The sequence below is a fragment of the Microbispora sp. CL1-1 genome, assembly GCF_012034195.1.
GTDB lineage: Bacteria > Actinomycetota > Actinomycetes > Streptosporangiales > Streptosporangiaceae > Microbispora.
Genome location: NZ_JAATEK010000016.1, coordinates 136,103 through 160,351, shown reverse-complemented (window position 1 = coordinate 160,351; position 24,249 = coordinate 136,103). Strand labels below are relative to the sequence as shown.

22 protein-coding genes are annotated in these 24,249 nt (G+C 70.9%); 5 read left to right on the top strand and 17 right to left on the bottom strand.

Annotation, left to right across the window (positions count from 1 at the left end):
- Positions 1-55: 55 nt before the first annotated feature.
- The 4 genes from HCK04_RS20380 (at position 56) to HCK04_RS20365 (ending at position 6,091) form a co-directional block, all read left to right on the top strand.
- Positions 56-421: a nuclear transport factor 2 family protein gene (locus HCK04_RS20380; protein ID WP_142648960.1), complete on the top strand. Its 366-nt coding sequence runs from the start codon at positions 56-58 to the stop codon at positions 419-421.
- A 279-nt stretch (positions 422-700) separates the two neighbouring features.
- A complete protein-coding gene (locus tag HCK04_RS20375; protein WP_142648959.1) occupies positions 701-1,864 on the top strand; it encodes a polysaccharide deacetylase family protein in 1,164 nt (387 codons plus the stop codon).
- 246 nt (positions 1,865-2,110) lie between these two features.
- On the top strand, positions 2,111-2,722 hold the full coding sequence (locus HCK04_RS20370) for a Uma2 family endonuclease (RefSeq protein WP_142648958.1): 612 nt from the start codon (positions 2,111-2,113) through the stop codon (positions 2,720-2,722).
- Between the two features lie 189 nt (positions 2,723-2,911).
- Positions 2,912-6,091 (top strand): penicillin acylase family protein, encoded by a 3,180-nt coding sequence (locus HCK04_RS20365; protein ID WP_142648957.1) that lies wholly within the window; start codon positions 2,912-2,914, stop codon positions 6,089-6,091.
- Between the two features lie 8 nt (positions 6,092-6,099).
- Here HCK04_RS20365 and HCK04_RS20360 read toward each other — a convergent pair whose 3' ends face one another.
- The 17 genes from HCK04_RS20360 to HCK04_RS20280 all read right to left on the bottom strand — a co-directional run bounded on the left by HCK04_RS20360 (position 6,100) and on the right by HCK04_RS20280 (position 23,044).
- Positions 6,100-6,345, bottom strand: a complete 246-nt coding sequence (locus HCK04_RS20360; RefSeq protein ID WP_142648956.1) for a hypothetical protein — start codon at positions 6,343-6,345, stop codon at positions 6,100-6,102.
- An 86-nt stretch (positions 6,346-6,431) separates the two neighbouring features.
- Positions 6,432-9,002 (bottom strand): phenylalanine--tRNA ligase subunit beta, encoded by a 2,571-nt coding sequence (locus HCK04_RS20355; protein ID WP_142648955.1) that lies wholly within the window; start codon positions 9,000-9,002, stop codon positions 6,432-6,434.
- Complete coding sequence (gene pheS / locus HCK04_RS20350; protein ID WP_142648954.1) at positions 9,002-10,102, bottom strand: phenylalanine--tRNA ligase subunit alpha; 1,101 nt, start codon at positions 10,100-10,102, stop codon at positions 9,002-9,004. The genes HCK04_RS20355 and pheS overlap by 1 nt, the downstream gene beginning before the upstream one ends.
- A 109-nt stretch (positions 10,103-10,211) precedes the next feature.
- Complete coding sequence (locus tag HCK04_RS20345; protein ID WP_260617347.1) at positions 10,212-11,246, bottom strand: ATP-binding protein; 1,035 nt, start codon at positions 11,244-11,246, stop codon at positions 10,212-10,214.
- A gap of 157 nt (positions 11,247-11,403) precedes the next feature.
- On the bottom strand, positions 11,404-12,237 hold the full coding sequence (locus HCK04_RS20340; protein ID WP_142648952.1) for an RNA methyltransferase: 834 nt from the start codon (positions 12,235-12,237) through the stop codon (positions 11,404-11,406).
- A 76-nt stretch (positions 12,238-12,313) separates the two neighbouring features.
- Complete coding sequence (rplT, locus tag HCK04_RS20335; RefSeq protein WP_139575007.1) at positions 12,314-12,694, bottom strand: 50S ribosomal protein L20; 381 nt, start codon at positions 12,692-12,694, stop codon at positions 12,314-12,316.
- A 22-nt stretch (positions 12,695-12,716) separates the two neighbouring features.
- Positions 12,717-12,911, bottom strand: coding sequence for a 50S ribosomal protein L35 (rpmI, locus tag HCK04_RS20330; protein WP_030504936.1), 195 nt, complete (start codon positions 12,909-12,911; stop codon positions 12,717-12,719).
- Positions 12,912-13,052: 141 nt separating this feature from the next.
- Entirely contained in the window at positions 13,053-13,661 is a 609-nt protein-coding gene (gene infC, locus HCK04_RS20325; protein WP_221889944.1) for a translation initiation factor IF-3, read from the bottom strand.
- Positions 13,662-13,936: 275 nt separating this feature from the next.
- Positions 13,937-14,800 (bottom strand): shikimate dehydrogenase, encoded by an 864-nt coding sequence (locus HCK04_RS20320; RefSeq protein ID WP_142648951.1) that lies wholly within the window; start codon positions 14,798-14,800, stop codon positions 13,937-13,939.
- Positions 14,797-15,951, bottom strand: coding sequence for an endolytic transglycosylase MltG (gene mltG, locus HCK04_RS20315; RefSeq protein WP_142648950.1), 1,155 nt, complete (start codon positions 15,949-15,951; stop codon positions 14,797-14,799). Before mltG (HCK04_RS20315) ends, HCK04_RS20320 begins: the two co-directional genes overlap by 4 nt.
- 198 nt (positions 15,952-16,149) lie before the next feature.
- The gene (mltG, locus tag HCK04_RS20310) at positions 16,150-17,184 is read right to left on the bottom strand and encodes an endolytic transglycosylase MltG (protein WP_168066096.1); all 1,035 of its coding nucleotides are present in this window, start codon (positions 17,182-17,184) and stop codon (positions 16,150-16,152) included.
- Positions 17,181-17,684: a Holliday junction resolvase RuvX gene (gene ruvX / locus HCK04_RS20305; RefSeq protein ID WP_142620615.1), complete on the bottom strand. Its 504-nt coding sequence runs from the start codon at positions 17,682-17,684 to the stop codon at positions 17,181-17,183. The genes mltG (HCK04_RS20310) and ruvX overlap by 4 nt, the downstream gene beginning before the upstream one ends.
- Before the next feature lie 7 nt (positions 17,685-17,691).
- Entirely contained in the window at positions 17,692-20,364 is a 2,673-nt protein-coding gene (gene alaS, locus HCK04_RS20300; protein WP_142648949.1) for an alanine--tRNA ligase, read from the bottom strand.
- 1 nt (position 20,365) lies between these two features.
- Entirely contained in the window at positions 20,366-20,635 is a 270-nt protein-coding gene (locus HCK04_RS20295; protein WP_142648948.1) for a hypothetical protein, read from the bottom strand.
- Positions 20,635-21,114: a DUF948 domain-containing protein gene (locus HCK04_RS20290; RefSeq protein WP_142648947.1), complete on the bottom strand. Its 480-nt coding sequence runs from the start codon at positions 21,112-21,114 to the stop codon at positions 20,635-20,637. Before HCK04_RS20290 ends, HCK04_RS20295 begins: the two co-directional genes overlap by 1 nt.
- A gap of 126 nt (positions 21,115-21,240) precedes the next feature.
- A complete protein-coding gene (locus HCK04_RS20285) occupies positions 21,241-22,560 on the bottom strand; it encodes a replication-associated recombination protein A (RefSeq protein WP_142648946.1) in 1,320 nt (439 codons plus the stop codon).
- 16 nt (positions 22,561-22,576) lie between these two features.
- A complete protein-coding gene (locus HCK04_RS20280; protein WP_142648945.1) occupies positions 22,577-23,044 on the bottom strand; it encodes a DUF2231 domain-containing protein in 468 nt (155 codons plus the stop codon).
- 219 nt (positions 23,045-23,263) lie between these two features.
- Between HCK04_RS20280 and HCK04_RS44265 the strand changes: the two genes are divergently transcribed.
- Positions 23,264-24,181, top strand: coding sequence for a peptidylprolyl isomerase (locus HCK04_RS44265; RefSeq protein WP_142648944.1), 918 nt, complete (start codon positions 23,264-23,266; stop codon positions 24,179-24,181).
- Positions 24,182-24,249 lie beyond the last annotated feature (68 nt).

Sequence of the window (24,249 nt, the reverse complement as noted above, 5' to 3'; positions counted from 1 at the left end):
GGGGTGCGTGACACCGTTCACGTGTCGTCACGAAGACATCCCCGAAGGAGTGGAAATGACCGACTACACCGCCCTGGCCGAGCGTTACATCGCCGCCTGGAACGAGCGCGACGCCGAGGCCAGGGCGAAGGCGGTGGCCGAGCTGTGGACCGAGGACGGCGGCTACACCGACCCGCTGGCCGCCGTCACCGGGCACGAGGGTGTCGCCGCGGTGATCGCCGGAGCGCAGGAGATGTTCCCCGGGTTCGTGTTCACCCTGGGCGGGCCGGTAGACGGCCACCACGACATCGCGCGCTTCACCTGGCACCTCGCCCCCGAAGGCGCGGCGGAGCCCGTGGTGATCGGCTTCGACGTCGTGGCCTTCGCCGAGGACGGCCGGATCCGGAACGTGTACGGCTTCCTGGACAAGGTCCCCGCCTGATCGTGTTCCTGGGGCTCCGGAGCCCGGCCGGGGCGTCCGCTCCCGGGCGGCTCCGGATGCCCGGGAGCGGTGCTCATCGGGCCTGAAAAGTTCATCGGCGTTTCGGCACTACAGGCCTTCTTTCATGGGGTCTCGGATAGAAACGTTTCGGCCGATCTTTGACATGTTTCAAGGGCGCTTCCCAGAATGTTGCACCGGCGAACCCCGGGGCCGGGCGGCGCACCCCCTACCGGCGAACACACGCGCCGTCCGGCCCTCTCCCCGATCGGAGGAGCAGACATGGCCGACAGCGCCATACGCACCGCAGGACGTGCAGGGTTACGGAAGATGCTCGCCGCGGCGCTCGCGGGCGTGGTCACCGCGGCGCTCGCGACCGTGACCCTTTCCGCCACCGCAGCCCAGGCCGCCGACTGCAGCGCCGGGTATGTGGGCCTCACCTATGACGACGGCCCCAACCCCAGCAACACCACCAACCTGCTCAACACGTTGAAGGCCAACGGCCTGCGCGCCACCTTCTTCAACATCGGCCAGAACGCCCAGAACAACCAATCCCTCGTACGCGCCCAGGTCGACGCCGGCATGTGGGTCGGCAACCACAGCTACACCCACCCCCACCTGACCCAGATGAGCAGCTCGCAGATCCAGTCGGAGCTGCAGCGGACCCAGCAGGCCATCCAGCAGGCCACCGGACAGGCCCCCAAACTGTTCCGCCCGCCCTACGGCGAAACCAACTACACCCTCCAGTCGATCGAACAGCAGCTCGGCCTCAAGGAGATCATCTGGGACGTCGACTCCCAGGACTGGAACGGCGCCAGCACCTCCCAGATCGTCCAGGCCGCCAGCCGACTCCAAAACGGCCAGATCATCCTCATGCACGACCAGTACGCCACCACCGTCCAGGCCATCCCCCAGATCGCCGCCAACCTCCGCAGCCGCAACCTCTGCGCCGGCATGATCTCCCCCACCACCGGACGCGCCGTCGCCCCCGACGGCAGCGGACCCGCCTCCCCGTCGCCGACGACCCCCCAGTCGCCCAGCGCGACTCCTACCTCCGGGGGTGGCAGTGGGCAGATCAGGGGTGTCGCCTCGGGCCGCTGCCTGGACGTGCCGAACGCCAGCACCTCGGACGGCACGCAGGTGCAGCTGTGGGACTGCCATGGCCAGAGCAACCAGACCTGGAGCTCCACCTCTGCCGGTGAGATCCGGGTGTACGGCAACAAGTGCCTGGACGCGGCCGGCAGCGGCAACGGCGCGAGGATTCAGATCTACAGCTGCTGGGGTGGCGACAACCAGAAGTGGCGTGTGAACTCCGACGGCAGCATCCAGGGCGTCCAGTCCGGGCTGTGCCTGGACGCCGTCGGGCAGGGCACCGGCAACGGCACCCAGATCCAGCTCTACTCCTGCCACGGCGGTAACAACCAGAAGTGGACCTGGAACAGATAGCTCGGACCTGTGGCCCGCGGTGCGGAACACCCCCGGCGCACCGCGGGCCACGACCCGGCCACCCCTTTGTCGTATGAACCCGGCCGCCGGTCTCCTGCCCCACGGGCTGACCGCCGGGAACGGTGCGGCGCTTCCCGGAAGCGCCGCACCCGCTGTCGTCTGCTCGTCGCCTTCGGACGGGGTGTCCCGGCACCACGCCAGGGGGGAAACACAACGCGAGGCGCTCATGCGTTACTACGTGAGCGCATGACGGCAGAGGCATGGAGCGAAGCACCATTGAGTGACACGCACGGTCTCCCGAGCTGGGTCTTCCCTCCGGTGGAAGGCTTCACGGCGGCCGACCTCGATCACATGCCGCAACTTCCCGCACACACAGAGTTGATCGATGGAAGCTTGGTCTTCGCGAGCCCCCAAGCCTCCTTTCACACCTTGACGCTGTTCCTGCTGGAACGGGAACTGCGCCGGTTCTGCCCAGCACACCTGCGCGTGCGCCGTGAGATGAGTGTCGTCCTCGGGCTTCGCCAAAGGCCCGAGCCCGACATGGTGGTTCTTCACGCCGAGGCGGTGCAGGGGACGGATGAAACCGCGTACGAGGCGAGTGACGTGCTGCCGGCCGTCGAGGTCGTCTCGCCGGACTCGGAGGAGCGGGATCGCAAGCGCAAGCCGCAGCTCTACGCGGAGGCGGGGATCGCCCACTTCTGGCGGATCGAGAACCAGGCCGGGCGGCCCACGGTCTACGTGTACGAACTCGACCCGGCCACCACGACGTACGCGCTGACCGGGATCTACCACGACCGGCTCAAGCTGTCGGTGCCGTTCGACATCGACATCGACCTCACCGAGATCGACACGCTCTGAACTTTCCCCACGCGAGCCGGCGTCCCTGCGGCCCCCGGCGGCATCGGACTCACCGGCGGGCATTTCCCCCATTGATCCTCTGGTTACCCGCGCGTATCGTCCAGAGTTGAGCACTGCTCATATTCACGCGCGTGAACAGCACCACCATCGGTCCCTTCACCCCCTGACATCGCGAAGGGAAGTTCCCCCATGCACGCGCGCCTTCGACGGGCGATCACCGCTGCCGCCGCGCTGGCCCTCGTCGCCGTCGGCCTGCCGGCGGCGCCGGCCGCCGCGGCCCCCTACTACCCGCCCGACGACTACTGCCTCGGCCAGTGCACTGACGTCCTGCCGCCCGGCCAGAACGGCAACGCCACCCTCGTGGACATCCTGGGCAACCAGCTCCTCGGCACCTATCCGGCCCACAGCAAGGACCAGCTCGGCAAATACTCCGGCCTGCTCTCGGGCTACACCGGCCTGACCGACGAGCAGATCACCGCGTTCTTCAACGACAGCTCGTTCGGCGTGCCGGCGAACCAGGTCGAGAGCACGGTGAGCCCGCGCTCGGGCGTCACCATCGTGCGCGACAAGGCGACCGGCGTCCCCCACATCACCGGCACCACCCGCGAGGGCACGATGTTCGGCGCGGGCTACGCCGGCGCGCAGGACCGGCTGTGGCTGATGGACCTCATGCGCCACGTCGGCCGGGGCGAGCTGACGCCGTTCGCCGGCGGGGCCGCGGGCAACAGGGAGCTGGAGCAGAGCGTCTGGCGCAACTCCCCCTACACGGAGGCCGACCTCCAGGCCCAGGTCGACCGGCTGAAGACGGCCGGCACCCGGGGCGCCCAGCTCTATTCGGACGTGCAGAACTACGTCGCCGGGATCAACTCGTACATCGACCACTGCATGGCCAACCGCGACTGCCCGGGTGAGTACGTGCTCACCGGCCACCTCGACGCGATCACGAACAAGGGCGGCCCGGAGGACTTCCGGATGACCGACCTGATCGCGATCTCCGGCGTGATCGGCGGTCTGTTCGGCGGGGGCGGCGGCGCCGAGATGCAGTCGGCCCTCGTACGCGTGGCCGCACGGGCGAAGTACGGCGCCGCCCAGGGCGACCAGGTGTGGGCGGCGTTCCGCTCGCAGAACGACCCGGAGACCGTGCTGACCCTGCACGGCGACCAGAGCTTCCCCTTCGGCGCGGCACCGGCCGGCGCGACCGGAGTGGTGCTGCCCGACGCGGGCACGACCACGCCGGTCGACATCACGGCCAACGAGACCGGCACCGCGAGGACCGCCACCACGCAGGTCAAGAGCGCGCTGACCGGGCTCACCGTGGACAACTCCAAGCCGGAGATGTCCAACGCCATCGTGGTCTCGGCCGCGAAGGCGACCGGCGGACACCCGATCGCCGTGTTCGGCCCGCAGACCGGCTACTTCGCGCCGCAACTGCTCATGCTGGAGGAGCTGTCCGGGCCCGGCATCCGGGCGCGCGGCGCGGCCTTCGCCGGGCTCAACCTCTACGTGCTGCTCGGACGCGGCACCGACTACGCCTGGAGCGCCACCTCGGCCGCCGAGGACATCACCGACACCTACGCCGTGACGCTGTGCGACCCGGACGGCGGCACGCCCGCGGTCTCCAGCGACCACTACCTCTACCACGGCGTCTGCACGCCCATGGAGACGCTGAAGAAGACCAACTCCTGGAAGCCCAACACGGCCGACTCCACCGCCGCCGGGTCGTACGATCTGGTCATCAAGCGCACCAAATATGGCCTGGTCACCTGGCGGGGCACGGTCGGCGGCGTGCCGACGGCGTTCACCACGCTGCGCTCGACCTACCAGCACGAGGCGGACTCGGCGATCGGCTTCCAGATGTTCAACGACCCGGCGGAGATGGGCTCGGCGGCGGCCTTCGCCAACTCGGCCTCCACCATCGGCTTCGCGTTCAACTGGTTCTACGTGAACTCCACCGACGCGGCGTACTTCATGTCCGGCAACGTCCCTGTGCGGTCGCCGGAGTCCGACCCGAACCTGCCCATGACGGCCGACGCCGCGCACGAGTGGAGCGGCTTCGACCCGGCGGCCAACACCGCGTCCTATCTCCCGCCCTCGGCGCATCCGCAGGCGGTCAACCAGGACTACTTCGTGAGCTGGAACAACAAGCAGGCCAAGGACTTCGGCGCGGCCGACGGCAACTTCAGCTTCGGGGCGGTCCACCGGGCCGACCTGCTCGACGCGCCGGTCAAGGCGGCCCTGTCCTCGGGCACCCTCGACCGCGCCGGGGTCGTGAAGATCATGGCGTCGGCGGCGACGACCGACCTGCGCGGATGGAAGGTGCTGCCCGCGCTGCTCCGCGTGATCAACAGTGCGTCCGTCTCCGACCCCGCCCTCGCCTCGGCCGTCTCCAAGCTGTCCGCCTGGGCCGGCGCGGGCGCCAGGCGGGAGGAGACGAGCACGGGCAGCAAGAAGTACGCCCACGCCGACGCCATCCGGATCTTCGACGCCTGGTGGCCCAAGCTGGTGCGGGCCCAGTTCCGCCCCGGGCTGGGCGACGGGCTCTACCAGGCGCTGGTCAACGCCCTGCAGATCAACGAGTCGCCGTCCGGGCACCAGCAGGGCGACGTCTCCTCGCTGCCCGGCTCGGCCAACGAGGCGCAGCCCCACAAGGGGTCGTCGTTCCAGTACGGCTGGTGGGGCTACGTGGACAAGGACATCCGGGCCGTGCTCGGCGACCCGGTGGCCGCTCCCCTGCCGGCCAAGTATTGCGGGGCGACCGTGGCGGCCTGCCGTACGGTCCTGCTCGACAGCCTGGCGGCGGCGCTGGCCGAACCGGCGGCGACGACCTATCCGGGTGACGACTCCTGCTCGGCGGGCGACCAGTGGTGCGCCGACGCGGTACGGCAGTCGCCGCTCGGCGGCGTCAAGCACTCGCTGATCTCCTGGCAGAACCGGCCGACCTATCAGCAGGTGGTCTCGTTCCCCGCGCACCGCGGCGACGACGTGACCGACCTCGCCCTGGGCCGTACGGCGAGCGCGTCGAGCACGCAGGACTCCTACACCCCGGCCAAGGCCGTGGACGGCGACCCGGCGAGCCGGTGGGCCAGCGGGTGGAGCGACAACCAGTACATCCAGGTCGATCTCGGCTCGCTGAAGTCCGTGGGACGGGTGATCCTGCGCTGGGAGACGGCCTACGGCTCGTCGTACCGGATCCAGGCCTCGGCGGACGGCTCCACGTGGACCACCGTCGCGCAGACGACCACGGGCGACGGCGGCGTGGACAACGTCGCGTTCGCCCCGACCGGGGCGCGCTATGTGCGGATGCAGGGCGTCAAGCGCGGCACCGGCTACGGCTACTCGCTGTACTCCTTCGAGGTGTACGGCAGGTAGGGCGGCGGTCAGCCCGGCTCGCGCCAGCCCTCGCCCTCCTCGGCGAGGGCGTCGAGCCGGGCCAGGTCCGCCGGGCCGAGGGCGCCGTCCGGGTCGTCCACGACGACCACCCACTGGGCGTCCTCGGCGTCGTCCTCGCCCGCGAGCAGCTCACGGACGACGCCGGGAACGCCGAGCGCCGGGAACAGCTCGGCCACGGTCTCCGCGGACTCCTCCGCGCTGTCCCGCTCGGGGAAGACCAGCAGGTGACGCACCGCTCCTCCGGGAGAGACGACCGCGGGCGCCGGCACCGTGTCGACAAGACACCGTGCCGGCACCCGCTCAAGTGATCAGCGGCTACTCAGGCGCCGCGGAGCTGGGCTCCGGTGCGCTCGGCGGCGAGGGCGACGGCGGCGTCACGCGCGGCCGTGGTCTCCTCGGCCGTGAGCGTGCGGTCGGGCGCCCGGAACCGCAGCGTGTAGGCCAGGGACTTGTTGCCCTCGCCCACCTGCGGGCCCGTGTAGACGTCGAACAGCCTGATCGACTCCAGCAGCTCGCCCGCCCCCTCCCGGAGAGCGGCCTCGACCTCGGCGACCGGGGTGGAGACGGCGACGGTCAGCGCGACGTCCTGCGTCGCCACCGGATAGGCGGACACGGCGGGCGTCTGCACCGGCCCGGCGGGGGTCAGCAGCGACAGCTCAATCTCCATCGCGCAGGTGCGCGGCGGCAGCCCGTACGCCTCGACGACCCGCGGGTGCAGCTCGCCTGCGTGACCCACCAGCACCGTCTCACCGGTCTCGGCGTCGGTGACGGTCAGCGCGGCGCACCGCCCGGGATGCCACGGCTCGTGCTGGTCGGCCCGGACGCCGAGCTCCACGCCCGCCGCCCGCGCGACCGTGCGGGCCGCCTCGACGGCGTCCGCCCAGGACGCCTGCCGGCCCTCGCCCCACCAGCCGGAGCGCTCGAACTCCCCGGCCAGCACCACGGCCACCCGCAGCGGCTGCCTCGGCAGCGCCGTCTCGATCGCCGCCAGCTCCTCCTCCGTGGGCCTGCGGTCGACCGGGAGCACCGGGGCCGTCGCGGGCGCCTGCGGCTCGGGCCGGTAGACCAGCCCGGACTCGAACAGCGCCACGTCGGCGTGGCCGCGGCCCACGTTGCGCACCAGGGTCTTCAGCAGGCCCGGCAGCAGCGTGGTCCGCATGAACGGCTCGTCCTCGCTGAGCGGGTTGACCAGCCGGGTCGCCCGCCTGCGGGGGTCGTCCTCGGGCAGCAGGAGGTTGTCGAGGTCGCGCGGCCCCATGAACGGGTAGGCGAGCACCTCCACGTATCCCGCGTGGGCCAGGGCGCGGCCCACCCGGCGGCGCAGCCGCTGCGCCTCGGTCAGCCCGCCCCCGGCCGGGGCAGGGGGCAGGACCGACGGGATGCGGTCGTACCCCTCAAGCCGGATGACCTCCTCGGCGAGGTCGTTCGGATCGGTCAGGTCGGGGCGCCACGTCGGCGGCGTGACCGTGATCAGGTCGTCGCCGGGGACGGCCAGCCGGCCGGCGAGGTCGCCGGAGGCGAGCACGCCGGTGGCCGCGACGCCGTGCCCGGCCGGGCCTGCGGAGACGGCGCCCTCCGTCACCGTGCAGCCGATCTGCTCCAGCCTGCGGATCACGGTCTCCCGCTCGTACGTCACACCCGCCACACGGCTCGGGTGATCGGCCGGGATGGTGATCCGCACCGGCGAGACGTCGACCTGGGTGTGGGTCACTCCGGGGTCGGCGACGGCACCGCCGAGCTCGACCAGGAGCTGCACGGCACGCCACGACGCGGCGAGGGGCAGCTCGCGGTCGACGCCGCGCTCGAACCGCTTGGACGCCTCGCTAACCAGGTTGTGCCGCCGCGACTCGCGGGCGATGCCGGTGGCCGAGAAGTGCGCCGCCTCGATGACGATGTCGGTCGAGGTGTCGGAGATCTCCGTGTGCAGGCCGCCCATCGTGCCGGCCATGGAGATCGGGCCCGAGTCGTCGGTGATGAGGATGTCCTCCTCGTGGAGCGTCCGCACCACGTGGTCGAGCGTCTCCAGCGTCTCCCCCGGCCGGGCCCGCCGTACGACGATCGGGCCGGACAGGCGCGACCGGTCGAAGGCGTGCAGGGGCTGGCCGAGCTCCAGCATCACGTAGTTGGTGATGTCGACGGCCAGCGAGACCGAGCGCATGCCGGCGCGGGCCAGCCGCACCCGCATCCACAGCGGCGACTCGGCGGCCGGGTCGAAGCCGGTGACCGAGCGCAGCACGAAGCGGTCGCAGGCGGAAGGGTCGGCGATCTCCGCGGGCCACGACTCGCCGCCGCCGGACTCCGCCTCGGTCGCGGCCGGGTCGCGGAACGGCACGCCGAAGGCGATGGCCGCCTCGCGGGCGACGCCGCGGATCGACAGGGCGTAGCCGCGGTCGGTGGCGACCTCCAGTTCGAGCACGTCGTCACGCAGGCCGAGCAGCTCGACCACGTCGGCGCCGATCGGGGTGTCATCCGGCAGCAGCAGGATGCCCGGGGACGACTCGGCGATGCCGAGCTCGGCCTCGGAGCAGATCATGCCGTCGGACAGCCGCCCGTAGGTCTTGCGGGAGCCGATCTCGAAGCCGCCGGGGAGCACCGCGCCGGGCAGCGCGACCGGGACCACGGCGCCCACGGAGAAGTTCGTCGCGCCGCAGACGATCTCGCGCGGCGTCGCCTCCCCGACCTCGACCTTGCAGTGCCGGATGGGCTTCTTGAACCCGGTCAGCTCCTCGATCTCGAGGACCCGGCCGACCACGACGTTCTTGATCTCGTGGCCGTGCGAGTGGATGGCCTCCAGCTTGAGGCCGGCGGCGGTGAGCCGGTCGGCCACCTCCTGGGCGGTGACCGCGGGGAGATCGACGTACTCCCGCAGCCATGAAAGCGGGACCTTCATCAGACCTCCATCCCGAACGGCAGGGTGAACCGGATGTCGCCCTCGACCATGTCACGCATGTCCTCGGCGTTGTGGCGGAACATCAGCGTCCGCTCCACGCCCATGCCGAAGGCGAATCCCGAATAGACGGCGGGGTCGACGCCGCAGGCCAGCAGCACGCGCGGGTTGACCATGCCGCAGCCGCCCCACTCGATCCAGCCCTCCGACTTGCAGGTGCGGCAGGGCGGGTTGCCCGGCACCGCCGAGGAGCCGCGGCAGACGAAGCAGCGCAGGTCGAGCTCGGCCGACGGCTCGGTGAAGGGGAAGTAGTGCGGCCGGAACCGGGTGGTGATCCCCGCGCCGAACATCACCTCGGCGAACCGGTCGAGCGTGCCCTTCAGGTGGGCCATCGTCAGCCCCTTGTCGACCGCCAGGCCCTCGACCTGGTGGAAGACCGGCGTGTGTGTGGCGTCCAGCTCGTCGGTGCGGAAGGTCTTGCCCGGCGACACCACATAGACGGGCAGCGGGCGCGACAGCAGCGCCCTGATCTGCACCGGCGAGGTCTGCGTGCGCAGCACCTTGCCGGAGTCGACGCTCTCCACGAAGAACGTGTCGTGGTCGGACCTGGCCGGGTGATCGGGGGCGATGTTCAGCGCGTCGAAGTTGAACCACTCGCCTTCGAGCTCGGGGCCCTCCGCCACCTCGTAGCCCATCGCCACGAACGCGTCGGCGATGCGCTCCTGCAGCGTGGTCAGCGGGTGCCGGGCGCCGCGCGGCGCGCGGTCCCAGGGCAGCGTGACGTCGACGGTCTCCTCGATGAGGACCCGCGCGTCCCGCTCGGCCTCCAGCTCGGCCTGGCGGGCGGCGAGCGCCTCGCCGATCGCCTTGCGCGCGGCGCCGATCCGCTTGCCCGCCTCGGCGCGCGCGGCGGGTGGCAGTGCGCCGATCTCACGGTTCGCCAGCGCGATGGGCGAGCGGTCGCCCGCGTGCGCGAGCCTTGCCTGCTTCAGATCGTCGAGGTCGCGCGCCGCGGCGATCGCGGCGAGAGCGTCGGCCTGTGCCCGCGCGACCTCGTCGGCGTGCAGCGGCGTCACCTCGACCGGGTCATAGGTGTTCGACAAGAGAGAGCTCCGTATCCAGGGGCCTGCGAGCGCCCTGCGCTCAGCGGCAACGAGTCTAGTCCGATCAGCCCACCGGGCCGTCCTCCGCGCGATCGGCCTGTGGAAAGGCTCAGGCGAATTCAGGGGTGCCGGTGGGCAAGGTAAATCGGAACTCCGCGCCGCCGCCGGGCGCGCGCTGCACGCTGATGGTGCCGCCGTGGGCCTCCACGAGGCCCTTGACGATGAAAAGACCGAGGCCGGTCCCTCCGCGGCGGCGGCCGTTGCCCCGCCAGAACTGGCGGAAGACACGGCCGACCAGCTCGGGCGCCACGCCCTCACCCTGGTCCCGCACCGACACCGCCACTCCCCATTCGACCGGCTCCACCACTATGGTCACCGTACCGCGTCCGTGGCGCACCGCGTTTTCCACCAGGTTCGCGAGAATCTGGTCAATCTTGTCCTGATCGAGCCACATCTCCGGCAGTTCGCCGAGAACCTCCAGCCGGAAACGGTCCTCCGGCTCCCCCGCCGCCACCCGGCCCGCGATGATCCTGCGGGCCCGCGCGGGCACGTCCACGATCTGGCGGTGGATCTCCAAACGGCCCGACTCGATGCGCGAGACGTCGAGCAGCTCGGTGATCAGCCGCGTCACCCGGTCGGCGTCCGCGTTGACCGTCTCCAGCATCACGCGCTTCTGGGCGTCGGTGAAGCGGTCCCACTTGGCCAGCAGCGTCGCGGTGAACCCCTTGACGCTGGTCAGCGGCGAGCGCAGCTCGTGGGCCACGGTCGAGACCAGGTCGGCGCGGCTGCGCTCGATCCGGGCGCGCGCCGAGGCGTCCCGCAGCGTGATCACGACGCGCTCCACGCGGCCGCCACGCGGCGGCGTGCGGACGAAGCGCGCGGCGACCAGCATCTCCTGGCGGCCGGGCAGGTGCAGCGGCCGCTCCGGCTGGCGGCTGCGGATGGCCAGCCCGCCGTGCGGGTCGAGCCACTTCCACCAGTCGCGGCCGTCCTGGTCGCGCATCGGCAGCACGTCGCCGATGGGCCTGCCCACCGCCGCCTCACGGGTCACCCCGGTCAGCCGCTCGGCGGCCCGGTTGACCATCAGGATCACGCCGTCGGCGTCGGTGGCGACGAGGCCGTCGGGAAGGTCGTCGACGTCGATGTGCGCCCGCCCTCCGGCGTCCCCTGCAAGGGCGCCGCCGGGGGTGTCGTCACCTCGCACGAGACCGCCTCCTCGAGCTCCGGAACTGCGCGCGCCGCCGACGTCCTGCGCGACTCCTTCGCCGACAATAGCGGGTTTCCCGGGCTCGGCAGCAGCCTCAGAGCGCCGGGGTAGTGGGATCTTCCACGGAATGTAAGGTCTGCCGTTGAGCACGCGCGGAGGCGTACAGGCAGACCGCGGCGGCGGTGGCGAGATTCAGGCTTTCCGCCCGCCCGTAAATCGGGACGCGCACCACCTCGTCGGCCAGCGCGAGGAGCTCGGGCGGCAGTCCCCACGCCTCGTTGCCGAACAGCCAGGCGGCGGGCGTGTCCAGGGCGACCTCGTCGAGCGTCCGGGTGCCCGCGCCGTCTGCCGCGAACACGCGCAGCCCCGCCTCCCGCGCGTGCCGTACGGCGTCGGCCACGGGAGTTCCGGTCACGACCGGCAGGTGGAAAAGGCTCCCCGCGCTGGCCCGCACGCACTTGCCGTTGTACGGGTCGACCGACGCGTCGGTGAACACCACCGCGTCGGCGCCCGCGGCGTCGGCGGTGCGCAGGACCGTCCCCGCGTTGCCGGGGTCGCGTACGTGGGCGAGGATCGCCACCAGCCGGGCTCCCCGCGGCACCGCCTCGGCCAGCGGCACGTGCACGAACCGGCACACGGCGAGCAGGCCCTGCGGGGTGACCGTCTGGGTCAGCTCCGACATGACCTCGCCGCTCGCGCGGTGGACCGGGACGCCCGCCGCTACGGCGGCGGCCACGATGTCGGCGTGCCGCGTCTCCGCCTCGACCGTCGTGAACAGCTCGACCGTGACGTCCTTGAGCGCGAGTGCCTCACGGACCGCCTGCGGCCCTTCCGCCAGGAACGCCCGGTCGCGATCGCGGAACGCGCGCTTGGTCAGCCTGCGGGCCGCCTTGACGCGCGGCGACTTGATGTTGGTGAGCTCCGCCATGCCCGCATGTCCCCCCTCGACGTGGATGAGGGCCCGCCGCAGGCGACGGGCCCTCGTGTGTGCGCAGGTGCAGGTCTCAGGCGACCGGCGCGTTCACGTCGGACGGGAGCGCCTTGCGGGCGGACTCGACCAGCGTGGCGAAGGTCTGCGTGTCGTTCACCGCGAGGTCCGCGAGGATCTTGCGGTCCACCTCGATGCCGGCCAGGCGCAGGCCCTGGATGAACCGGTTGTAGGTGATGCCGTTGGCACGGGCCGCGGCGTTGATCCGCTGGATCCACAGCCGGCGGAACGTGCCCTTCTTGTCCTTGCGGTCCCGGTATGCATAGGTCATCGAGTGGAGCATCTGCTCCTTGGCCTTGCGGTAGAGGCGCGACCGCTGCCCCCGGTAACCGCTCGCCCGCTCGAGGACGACCCGGCGCTTCTTCTTGGCGTTGAGCGCCCGCTTCACGCGTGCCATGTTGTTCTATCTCCCCGGGTCGTTACTTCGCGAGCAGCTTCTTGATCTTCTTGGTGTCGGCGTCGGACATGACGACGACGCCCTCAAGGCGGCGCGTGCGAGTGGACGGCTTGTGCTCGAACAGGTGCTGCCGGTTGGCGCGGCGGCGGACAACCTTGCCGGATCCGGTGAGCCGGAACCGCTTCTTCGCACCGCTGTGCGTCTTCATCTTCGGCATCTCAGCCGTCTCTCCTCTTTCGTCCGTGCCGACGGCCCGGGCCGGTGACCCGGGCCGGCGGCCTGCCTTACTCCGCGAGACCGTCCCGGTCTCGGTATCCGTGAATGTCTGCGGCGCCCCGCCTGGTGGTTCAGGCGGGCGTCACTGCGGCTGCGCGGCCTGCTCCTGGGCGGGCTCCGCCTCCTGCTGGCCGGTGCCGCGGGCCTTGGCGGCGGCCTTCTCGGCCTTCGCCTCGGCCTTCTTCTTGTGCGGCCCGATCACCATGATCATGTTGCGACCGTCCTGCTTCGGCTGCGACTCGACGAACCCCAGGTCGGTGACGTCCTCGGCGAGGCGCTGCAGGAGCCGGAATCCCAGCTCTGGCCGGGACTGCTCGCGGCCTCGGAACATGATCGTGACCTTGACCTTGTCTCCCGCCTTCAGGAAGCGCACGACGTGACCTTTCTTGGTCTCGTAGTCGTGCGGGTCGATCTTCGGCCGGAGCTTGATCTCCTTGATGATCGTGTGCGCCTGGTTGCGGCGGGCCTCGCGTGCCTTCATGGCCGACTCGTACTTGAACTTGCCGTAGTCCATGAGCTTGCAGACGGGCGGGCGGGCCGTGGCCGCGACCTCCACCAGGTCGAGATCGCTCTCCTGCGCCAGCTTCAGTGCGTCGCCGATGGAGACGATGCCGACCTGTTCGCCGTTCGGGCCGACGAGGCGCACCTCGGGCACGCGAATACGGTCGTTGATGCGGGGCTCGGTGCTGATGGGACCTCCAAAAGACTTCCGCTTGTCTCGACCGTGCGGGGTAAAAAACAAAACCCCGCACGTCACGCATGCGGGGTCACTGAGCTCTCCTGCCGAAAACTCCGGTGTGATCCTTGACCCGTCCGCCTTTCGGCGGAGCAGGTGGGAGGAGGACCTCCGCTTGCGCGTCCAGCTCATGCCGGACCGATCGAGTTCCTACGCTACCACAAACCCGAAGCTTCTCCGACGTATTCCTGGGGCCCCCGTGGGGTGCCCCAGGCTCAGCAGGACGCCGCTCAGGAGGCCGCGCGGCGGGCGAGCTCGGCCTCGCCGGCGGCGCGCATGGCCTCCACCGGCACGTCCGTACGGCCGGTCATCAGCTCGACCTGCCGTACGGCCTGATGCAGCAGCATCGGCAGGCCGCCGATCACGGCGCGCCCCCGCGCCTCCACCGCCGTCGCCAGCGGCGTCGGCCAGGGCGAGTAGACGACGTCGAACAGCGCCGCCTTCTCGGGCAGGCGGGCCGCGACCCGCTCGGCGAGCGCGTCGGCCGCGCCGGACGGCAGCGTGGAGATCACCAGGTCGGCCTCGGGATCGAGGTCGTCGAAGGAGCGCACGGTCACGGTGGTGCCGAGGCGCTCGGCGACCCGCAGGGTCTCCTCCGCGCGGCCCGGATCACGCACGACCAGTGTGACCTCCGCCAGGCCCGTCTCCCGCAGGGCGGCGATGGCCGAGGCCGCGGTGGCGCCGCCGCCGAGGACGACCGCGGAGGCCGGCGCGGACACGCCCGCCTCCGCGAGCGCCTGGACGATGCCGTGGACGTCGGTGTTCTCGCCGTGCCGCGCACCGTCGCGGAACACCACGGTGTTGGCGCCGCCGACCGCCAGCGCGAGGTCGGAGACCGTGTCGAGCAGCGGCAGCACGACGCGCTTGAGCGGCATCGTGAGCGACAGACCGGCCCACTCCGGGCCGAACCCACCGATAAGGCCCGCCAGGCCGTCTTCGGGGCATTCGATCGCGGCATAGCGCCAGTCGTGCAGGCCCATCGCCGCGTACGCCGCCCGGTGCAGGACCGGGGACAGCGAGTGCGCGATCGGGGAGCCCAGCACGGCAGCCCGGCGACCAACCTCCTGGCCGGCCCCCTGACCGGTATCGGTCATTTGTTGTTCCTGTTGAACTCGTCGCGGAGCTTCCAGAACTCCGACTCCTTGTCGGTGAACTTGGTGATGCCCCGCTTGGGGTCGACCGTCACGAAGTAGAGCCAGTTGCCGTCCGCCGGGTGCAGCGCGGCCTCGATCGCGTGGTCGCCCGGGTTGCTGATCGGGCCCGGCGGCAGGCCGTAGTACTTGTAGGTGTTGTAGCGCGAGTTGCTCTCCGTCTCGGCGTGCGTGGCCGCGATGCCGTACTTGTTCAGGCCGTACATGACCGTGCTGTCCATGCCGAGCTTCATCTGCGGGTTGGAGGTCAGCCGGTTGTAGATGACCCGGGCGACCTTCGGCATGTCCTCGGCGCTGCCGGACTCCGCCTGCACGATGCTGGCGATGGTGATGATCTGCTTGGGGGTGAAGCCGAGCTGCTTCGCCTGGCCCTCCAGGTCGACCCGGTCCGCGGTCTGGTTGAACCGGTCGACCATCTTGGTGAGGATCTGCTGCGGGGTGAGCTTGCTGTTGATCTCGTACGTCGCGGGGAACGCGAAGCCCTCCAGGTTGCCCTTGGCGTACTTGGGCAGTCCGATGTCGGAGCGGGCGGCCTTCTTGAACTCCGAGACCGGCTTGCCCGTGGCCGTCGACAGCTCCTCGTAGATCTTGCTGAGCCGCAGTCCCTCGCGGATGGTCAGCCGGTTGAGCACCCGGTTCTTGGGGTCGAGCAGGGCCAGGGCCGACTCTGCGGACATGCCCTTGCGCATCTCATACTGGCCCGGCTGGAGCGAGGAGCTCTTCCCGGCCGCGCCGATGGCGTTGATGAACGCCCGCGCGCTCGCCACCACGCCCTCGTTCTCCAGCATCTGGGCGACGTCGGTGGCGCTGGCGCCCTCCTCGATCTCGACGACGACCTCGCCGCGTCCCACCCCGGTGAAGTCCTTGGGGATCATCACGCTGCGTGCCCAGGTGAATCCGAAATAGCCGAGGCCGCCGAGGACCCCGACGATGATCACAAGGGCGAAAAGCGTGGCGACCCTGCCCTTGCGCCGCTGTTTCTTGCGGCGTTTGCGGCTGCGCCGCTGCTGGGTCCGGCTGCCAGGGGGCCGGCGCCGGGGAGGACCGTCGTCGTCCTCGGCGCCGAGCAGGAAGTCCATGTCCAGATCATTCATAGTGCGCTGGCCAATCTCTCGGTACGAGAGGCCTCCCGTCAAGCGAGTGTGCCAAACCGAGGGGGTTCGGGACAGGGGGTTCCGCGGGGGGCGTTCCCGATATATGGAGCCCCGCCCGGGGGTGGCGGGGCCGTGCGGACGCACCGAGCGCGCTAGGGAACCCGCGAGGCGGAGCCGCGCGGATGCCCCGGGAAGCGATCAGTTCGTCCCGAGATACCTGTTCAGCTCCTCCCGATATTTCCGGAACTCCGCCTCTTTGTCTGTGAATTTGGTGATTTTATGACGAGGATCTGTGGTCACGAACCAGTACCACGCGCCCTCGGCGGGATGGAGGGCGGCTGTGAGCGCGCTCTCCCCCGGGTTGCCGATGGGCCCGGGCGGCAGCCCGGGACGCGCGTAGGTGTTGTAAGGCGAGTCAACCCGCGTGTCCTCGATGCTGACCTTGAGGGTGTGGCGGTCGAGCGCGTAGTTGATGGTGCTGTCCATCTCCAGCTTCGCGCCGCGCGCGAGACGGTTGTACACCACTCTGGCGATCTTGGGGTAGTCGGCCGGGACGCCACCCTCGGCCTGCACGATGCTGGCGACCGTCACCACCTGCCTGGGCCTGAGCTTCACCCGCGGCGCCAGCTCCTTGAGCCGCACCTTCTCGGCGGCGACGCGGAACCGGGCCACCATCTTCCTGAGCAGGTCGGCGGCGGTCATGTCCGGCTCGATCTCGTACGTCGCGGGGAACAGGAAGCCCTCGGCCTCCCCCTCGGCGTACGCGGGCAGGCGCAGGCTCCGGGGCTCGGCGACGGCGGCCGTGAAGTCCTTCAGCGGGATGCCGGTGCGCTCCGCGAGGATGCGCAGCACCTCGCTCGTACGCAGCCCCTCGGGCACGGTGACCGTGCGCACGACCCTGCTCGCGGGCGCGAGCAGCAGGTCGAGAGCGCTGGCGGCGGCCATGCGCCGTCGCATCGTGTAACGGCCCGGATGCAGGCCGGTCTCCTTGGAGCGCATGACGACCTGCTCGACGAACGACTGGGCGCTGGCCACCACACCGGCGCGCTCCAGCGTCCTGCCGATCTCGGCGGCGCTCGCCCCCGGCCTGATCTCGATCGTGACCGTCCCCGTGCCCTCGCCGGAGAAGTCGGGGGCCTCGTCGGACTGCCCGACCACCTGGTGCACGCCATACGTCACCGCCGCCGCGACCAAGGCGAGCCCCCCGGCCACGGCGGCCACGGTCCGCTTCACCGTGCGGTCCCGCCGCTCGCTTCCTCACCGGGCCCGGCGCCGGGCCGCGGTGGTTCGAGAGGTCTGCCGGGGGGATTGCCGGTGGCGCGCTCGCCGTCGAGCGCGGCCTGCAACAGCACGACGGCCGCCGCCTGGTCGATCACGTCACGCTGGTTGCGGGCCTTCACGCCACTGGAACGCAGGCCCTGCTGGGCGCTGACGGTGGTGAGCCGCTCGTCCACCAGCCGGATCGGGACCGGAGCCACCCGCGGGGCCAGCCGCGCGGCGAACTCGCGCGCCGCCCCGGCGGCGTGGCTCTCCCTGCCCGACAGCGACGTGGGCAGCCCGACCACGATCTCGATCGCCTCGTGCTCGGCCGTGATCTCGGCGATCCTCGCGAGGTCGCCCCGGCCGCGCCGGACGGTCTCCACCGGCGTGGCCAGCAGACCCGACGGGTCGCTGCGGGCCACGCCGATGCGGACGGAGCCGACGTCGACCCCGATCCTGACGCCGTGCCTCATCGGCCGCTCACGCCACCGCGGAGGAGATGGCCTCCTCGACCGCGCGAAGCGCGTCATCGATCGCCTCGGGCCGCGTGCCGCCGCCCTGGGCCACGTCGTCCTTGCCGCCACCGCCACCCCCGAGTGCCTTGGCGGCGACGCCGACGAGCCGGCCCGCCTTCAGGCCGCGCTCGCGTCCCGCCTCGTTGACCGCGGCGACGACGACCGGCCGGTCGGAGGGGACGCCGGAGACGACGACGACCGCCGCGCGGTCGCCAGGGAACCTGCCGCGCACATCGAGGGCGAGTTTACGCAGGTCGTCGGGGGTGGTGCCATCAGGCGCGCGGTGCGTCACCACCGAGACGCCGTGCACGTCGCGGGCCTGCGCGGCGAGCTCGCCGGCGACCGCGAGCACCTGGGCCGAGCGCAGCTTCTCCAGCTCCTTCTCTGCCGTGCGCAGCCGGGTGACGATGCCCTCGATCCGCTCGGGCAGCTCCTCGCGGCGGGTCTTGAGCTGCTCGCTGAGCTGGGCGACCAGCACGCTCTCGCGGGCCAGGAACCGGAACGCGTCGAGGCCGACGAGCGCCTCCACGCGGCGCACGCCCGCGCCGATGGACGACTCGCCCAGCACCTTCACGAGGCCGAGCTGACCGGAGCTGGCGACGTGCGTGCCGCCGCACAGCTCGCGGGAGTAGTCGCCGACCTCGACCACGCGGACCTCGTCGCCGTACTTCTCGCCGAACAGCGCGAGCGCGCCCATCGCGCGGGCCTGCGCCTGGCTGGTGTAGAACGCGTTGACCTTGAGGTCGTTGATCAGGACGGCGTTCACCTCGTCTTCGACGTCGCGCAGCATCGACGGGGAGACCGCCCCTGCCGCGGTGAAGTCGAAGCGGAAGCGGCCCGGGGAGTTCTCCGAGCCCGCCTGGGCCGCCGACTCGCCGAGGGCGTTGCGGAAGCCCCGGTGGACCAGGTGGGTCGCGGTGTGGCTGCGGGAGATCGCACGCCGCCGCTCCAGGTCGATGTCCGCCTGCGCCTGGTCGCCGACCCGCACCTCGCCCGTACGCACCTTGCCGCGGTGCACGATGAGACCCGCCACCGGCGACTGGACGTCGACGATCTCGATCTCCGCGCCGCTGGTGCGGATCAGGCCCTGGTCGGAGAGCTGGCCACCGCCCTCCGCGTAGAACGGGGTGCGGTCGAGCACGACCTCCAGCGTGGTCCCCGCGCCCGCCGCCGGGACCGACGCGCCGTCGACGAGCAGGCCGATGACGTTCGCCTCGGCGGTGGTGTGGTCATAGCCGAGGAAGTCGACCTTCCCGGACTTCTCCAGGATGCCGGTGAACACCGAGATGTCGGCGTTGCCGGTCTTCTTCGCCGCGGCGTCGGCCTTGGCGCGGTCCCGCTGCTCCTTCATGAGCCGGCGGAAGCCCTCCTCGTCCACCTGGAGGCCCTGCTCGGCCGCCATCTCCAGGGTGAGGTCGATCGGGAAGCCGTAGGTGTCGTGGAGCTGGAACGCCTGGTCGCCGCTGAGCGTCGAAGCGCCCTTGCGCTTGGTCTCCTCCACCGCGACGTCGAAGATCGCCGTACCGGTGCGGAGCGTGCCGAGGAACGACGCCTCCTCGGCGTCGATGACCGTGTGGATGTTGGCGGCGTCGGCCTTGAGCTCCGGGTACTGCTCGCCCATCACGTCGATGGTGACGGCGGTGAGCGCGTGCATGTGCCGCTCCTCGCCCGCGCCGAGCAGGCGGAGGTTGCGGATCGCGCGGCGCAGCATGCGGCGCAGCACGTAGCCGCGGCCCTCGTTGGAGGGCAGCACGCCGTCGCCGACGAGCATGACGCCCGCCCGCATGTGGTCGGCGATCACCCGCAGCGACACGTCGGCGCGCTTGTCGCGCCCGTAGCGCGACCGGGTCAGCTCGGCCGCCGTGTCGAGGATCTTGTACGTCGTGTCGATCTCGTAGATGTTGTCGACGCCCTGGAGGATGGCCGCCATGCGCTCCAGGCCCATGCCGGTGTCGATGTTCTTCGCCGGCAGCTCGCCCGCGACGTCGAAGTCGATCTTGCTGCGGACCTGGCTGAGCTGGAACTGCATGAAGACGAGGTTCCACACCTCCAGGTAGCGGTTCTCGTCGGCGATCGGCCCGCCCTCGCGGCCGTACTCGGGGCCGCGGTCGTAGTAGATCTCCGAGCACGGGCCGCCGGGCCCGGGGACGCCCATGTGCCAGTAGTTGTCGGCGAGGTCGCGGCGCTGGATGCGGTCGAGCGGCAGGCCCACCTTGCGGTGCCAGATGTCCTGGGCCTCGTCGTCGTCCAGGTAGACGGTCGCCCACAGGCGCTCCTCGGGGAAGCCGAAGCCGCCCTCGGACTCGGGCCGCGTCAGCAGCTCCCAGGCGAACGGGATCGCCTGCTCCTTGAAGTAGTCGCCGAAGGAGAAGTTGCCGAGCATCTGGAAGAAGCTGGCGTGGCGGGTGGTCTTGCCGACCTCGTCGATGTCGAGGGTGCGCATGACCTTCTGGGCGCTGGTCGCCCGCCGGTACGGCGGCGTCTGCTGCGCCAGGAAGTAGGGCTTGAACGGGACCATTCCCGCGTTCACGAGAAGCAGTGTCGGGTCCTCGGCGACCAGGCTGGCCGAGGGCACGACTGTGTGCCCGCGCTCCTCGAAGAAGCGCAGGAAGCGGCGCGCGATCTCTGCCGACTCCATTTCAGCGGCCGTCCTTTACGTCGTAGATTTTGTTTTTGCCTGTGGTTATGCCATCAACCGTGTCGAGCCCGAACTCGGCGCGCAACTCGGTTTCCCTGCTCGCCGACTCCCGGCGCACCTCGCCGGCGAAGTCCCTGAGCTGATCCGCGAGGGTCACCGCGCGGTCGGCGGTGCGCCTGGCCACGTGGTCAGGCCGCAACGACTGAAGCTTACGCATGGTCCAGACCGTGAGGAACGCGCCCAGGGACATGTAGAAGAGCCGCCGGATCATCAGCGTCCCCTCCCGATGGCCCGGCGCTCCACGGCTCGCTCGGCGGCGTGCCGCTCGTTGATCCTCTCCGCCGTCCGGGGGCCGGTGCGGGGACCGCCGCGGGCGACCCGCCGGGCCGGGGCCCTGCGGGAGGCACGCCGGGCCAGCGCCACGCGGAAGCCGTCCCGGAAAGCGGAGATCTTGAGCACCGGGCCGGCGAGCAGCGTGGACGCCACGCCGGTGATCTTGACCATGTTGCCGCTGACGTCACGCATGTTGTCCGTGATCTCCTCGGCGGCGGCCAGCCGCCGGTTGGCCTCGGAGACGGTCTGGCTCATGTCGTCGAGGAGCGGGGCGATGCGGTCGCTCAGCTCGGCCACCGACTTGCGGGTCTCGGTCAGCAGTCTGGCCAGCCTGACCAGCACGACGACCAGGAAGCAGACCAGGATCACCCAGAAAATGGCGACCACGAGGCCCGCCAGCTCTCCCGCGGTAAGCATGTGCCGATCTCCCTAGATCAACGGAGCTGGAATGGCAAGACCTTACCGCGAACGACCTGCCCGCCGTTCCGCACCACACACCCAGGGCCGCTTCGCATCACGCACGCGGGGCCGCGTGCCGGGGGCTCAGCCGCCGCGCAGGAAGCTCCTGATCTTCGCCCAGCGTTCGGCGAACCGCGCCTCCGCGCCGTGCGTGGTCGGCTCGTAGTAGCGGCGCTCCCGCAGCTCCTCGGGCGCGTAGTCCTGGCGGACGAGGCCGTGCTCGAAGTCGTGCGGGTATTGGTAGCCCTTGCCGTGGCCGAGCTTCTTCGCGCCCGGATAGTGGGCGTCGCGCAGGTGGTCGGGGATGCGGCCCACCATCCCGCGCCGCACGTCGTCGGAGGCCGCGCCGATCGCCTTGACCACCGCGTTCGACTTGGGCGCCAGCGCGCAGTGGATGACGGCCTGGGCGAGGTTGATCCTCCCTTCAGGCAGGCCGATGAACTCCACGGCCTGGGCGGCGGCCACCGCGACCTGCAGGCACGTCGGGTCGGCCATCCCCACGTCCTCGCTGGCGAAGATCACGATCCGGCGGGCGATGAACCGCGGGTCCTCCCCCGCCTCCACCATCCGGGCGAGATAGTGCAACGCCGCGTCGGCGTCCGAGCCCCGCATGCTCTTGATGAACGCGCTGACCACGTCGTAGTGCTGGTCGCCCTGGCGGTCGTAGCGCACGGCCGCCTTGTCGACGGCCTTCTCCACGACCTCCACCGTGACCTCGGCGGCGACCCCGTCGGCCAGCATCGCGGCGGCCTCCAGGTAGGTCAGCGAGCGCCGGGCGTCGCCGCCGGCCAGCCGTACGAGCTGGTCGAGGGCGTCGGGGTGCAGGGTGACGCGCCCACCGAGGCCGCGCGGGTCGGTCACCGCCCGCTCCAGGACGCCGCGGACGTCGTCTTCGGCCAGCGGTTCGAGGGTGAGCAGCAGCGAGCGGGACAGCAGCGGCGAGATGACGGAGAAGAACGGGTTCTCGGTGGTCGCGCCGATGAACGTGACCCAGCGGTTCTCCACCGCCGGCAGCAGCGCGTCCTGCTGCGCCTTGTTGAACCGGTGGACCTCGTCCACGAACAGCACGGTCTGCCTGCCGGTCATGCCGAGCTCGCGGCGGGCCTGGTCGATGGCGGCGCGCACGTCCTTGACCCCGGCGGAGACGGCCGAGATCTCCACGAACCTCCGCTTGGTCGCACCCGCCACGACGTAGGCCAGCGTGGTCTTGCCGGTGCCCGGGGGTCCCCACAGGAACAGCGACATCGGCGCGTCGCTCTCCACCAGCCGGCGCAGCGGCGTGCCGGGCCCCAGCAGGTGCCGCTGGCCGATCACCTCCTCCAGCGAGCGCGGCCGCATCCGCACGGCCAGCGGCTCCTGGCCCCGATGCGCCTCCTCGGCGGCCGAATCGAACAGGCTCTCCACATCGCCGACACTACCGTCAGCCGCCCCACACGGCCGTCGCACCCGTGTGCCCGGTCCGCAGGACGTAGTAGCCGACGACCACGGCGAGGATCACGGAGGCGGCCGACACGACCAGGGTGACGGCCCGCGCGCCGCCGCCCTCGGGGGCGCGGCGGGCCCGGGTGAGCCACACCATCAGCAGGGACAGGACGGTCAGCACCGCGGTCACCGGCACCAGGACGTCCGCGAACCCGCTGTGGACGTCGATCGCCGGGGACGGGCGGCCCTGGAACAGCCGCTGCTCCAGCGCCTCCCCGCTCTCCTTCGCCGCGAACGCCGCGCCCAGGGCCACCACGGCGGTCGCCACCAGGGCCCAGTCGAGCTTGTGCCGCACGCGGGGCAGCACGGCGTACGCGATCGACAGCGCCACGAGCAGCGGCACGAAGATCACCGCCGCGTGGACGATGAGGGCGTGGGCCGGGAGTCCGAAGACCTGGTCGAACATCGTTGCAACGCCTCCTGAGACGGCGACCGGGGCGCGGATCGCGAACCGTCCCCCGGTTTGTACGGATTCGCTCGCCAGGAGGTTCCCAGGCAGATCTGAGAGCAAGATGAGCGCAAACCGATGTGATACCCCCGGGACGTCCGTTTTACACGAAGCCAACGGGATCACGGATAGAGTGGCGCCTCAGTCGTAACAAAAGGGGAAAGGGAAGGCATAGCGGTGACCGACACTGATCGGCAGAAGCAACCGGCTTCGCGCGTGAGCACGGCCGGGCGCGCGACCACCCCCCGTCGCCGCCTGCGGAGCACCCTCGGCGCCGGGCTGGGGCTCCTCGCGCTGGCGGGCGGCCTTGTGGCCTGCAGTGACGGGTCGGCCAGCACAGCCGAGGCCACCCCGTCGGCCTCGCCCTCGGCCTCCGACGCCGATGGCCCCACGGTGCAGCACACCGAGCTGACGCCGCCCACGCCGACGACCCGGCCCACCAGCCTGCGCCAGGTCACCTGCGAGTATCGCAAGGACGACACGGGCGCCCCGGCGAAGTTCGTGGGCTTCCCGCCCAGCAAGCTGAGCAGGTCGGTCATCGCGGCGAAGAAGATGATCATCACCACGAACCGGGGCCGGATCGTCATCACCCTGGCCACCAGGGACGCGCCGTGCGCGGTGAACTCCTTCGCGTTCCTGGCCAAGAAGAACTTCTTCGACAACACCGTCTGCCACCGCCTCGCGACGGTGGAGACCGTCGGCCTCGGCATGCTGCAGTGCGGCGACCCGCTGGCCAAGGGCGACGGCAAGAGCAAGAACGACGGCGCGGGCGGCCCCGGATACCTGTTCAACGACGAGAACCTCGACGGGATGCCGCTCTCCCGCGGCACGGTCGGGCTGGCACAGGGCACAGAGGACGCCAACTCCAACGGCAGCCAGTTCTTCATCTCCTTCACGGACGAGAACACCCAGCTCAACGCCATGGGCGCGGCCTTCACGATGATCGGCGTCGTGACCCAGGGCATGGACATCATCGACAAGATCGCCAAGGGCGGCATCATCCCGTTCAACGGCGACCCCACGGCCGACGTGCGGGGCGAGGGCTCCAACGCCCCCAAGCTGAAGGTCGTGATCAAGGACGTGGCCGTCGTCTGACCGGCCCCGGACGCGAGACGGCCCCCGCGACCGATGTCGCGGGGGCCGTCTCGCGTTCTGCCGCCTGC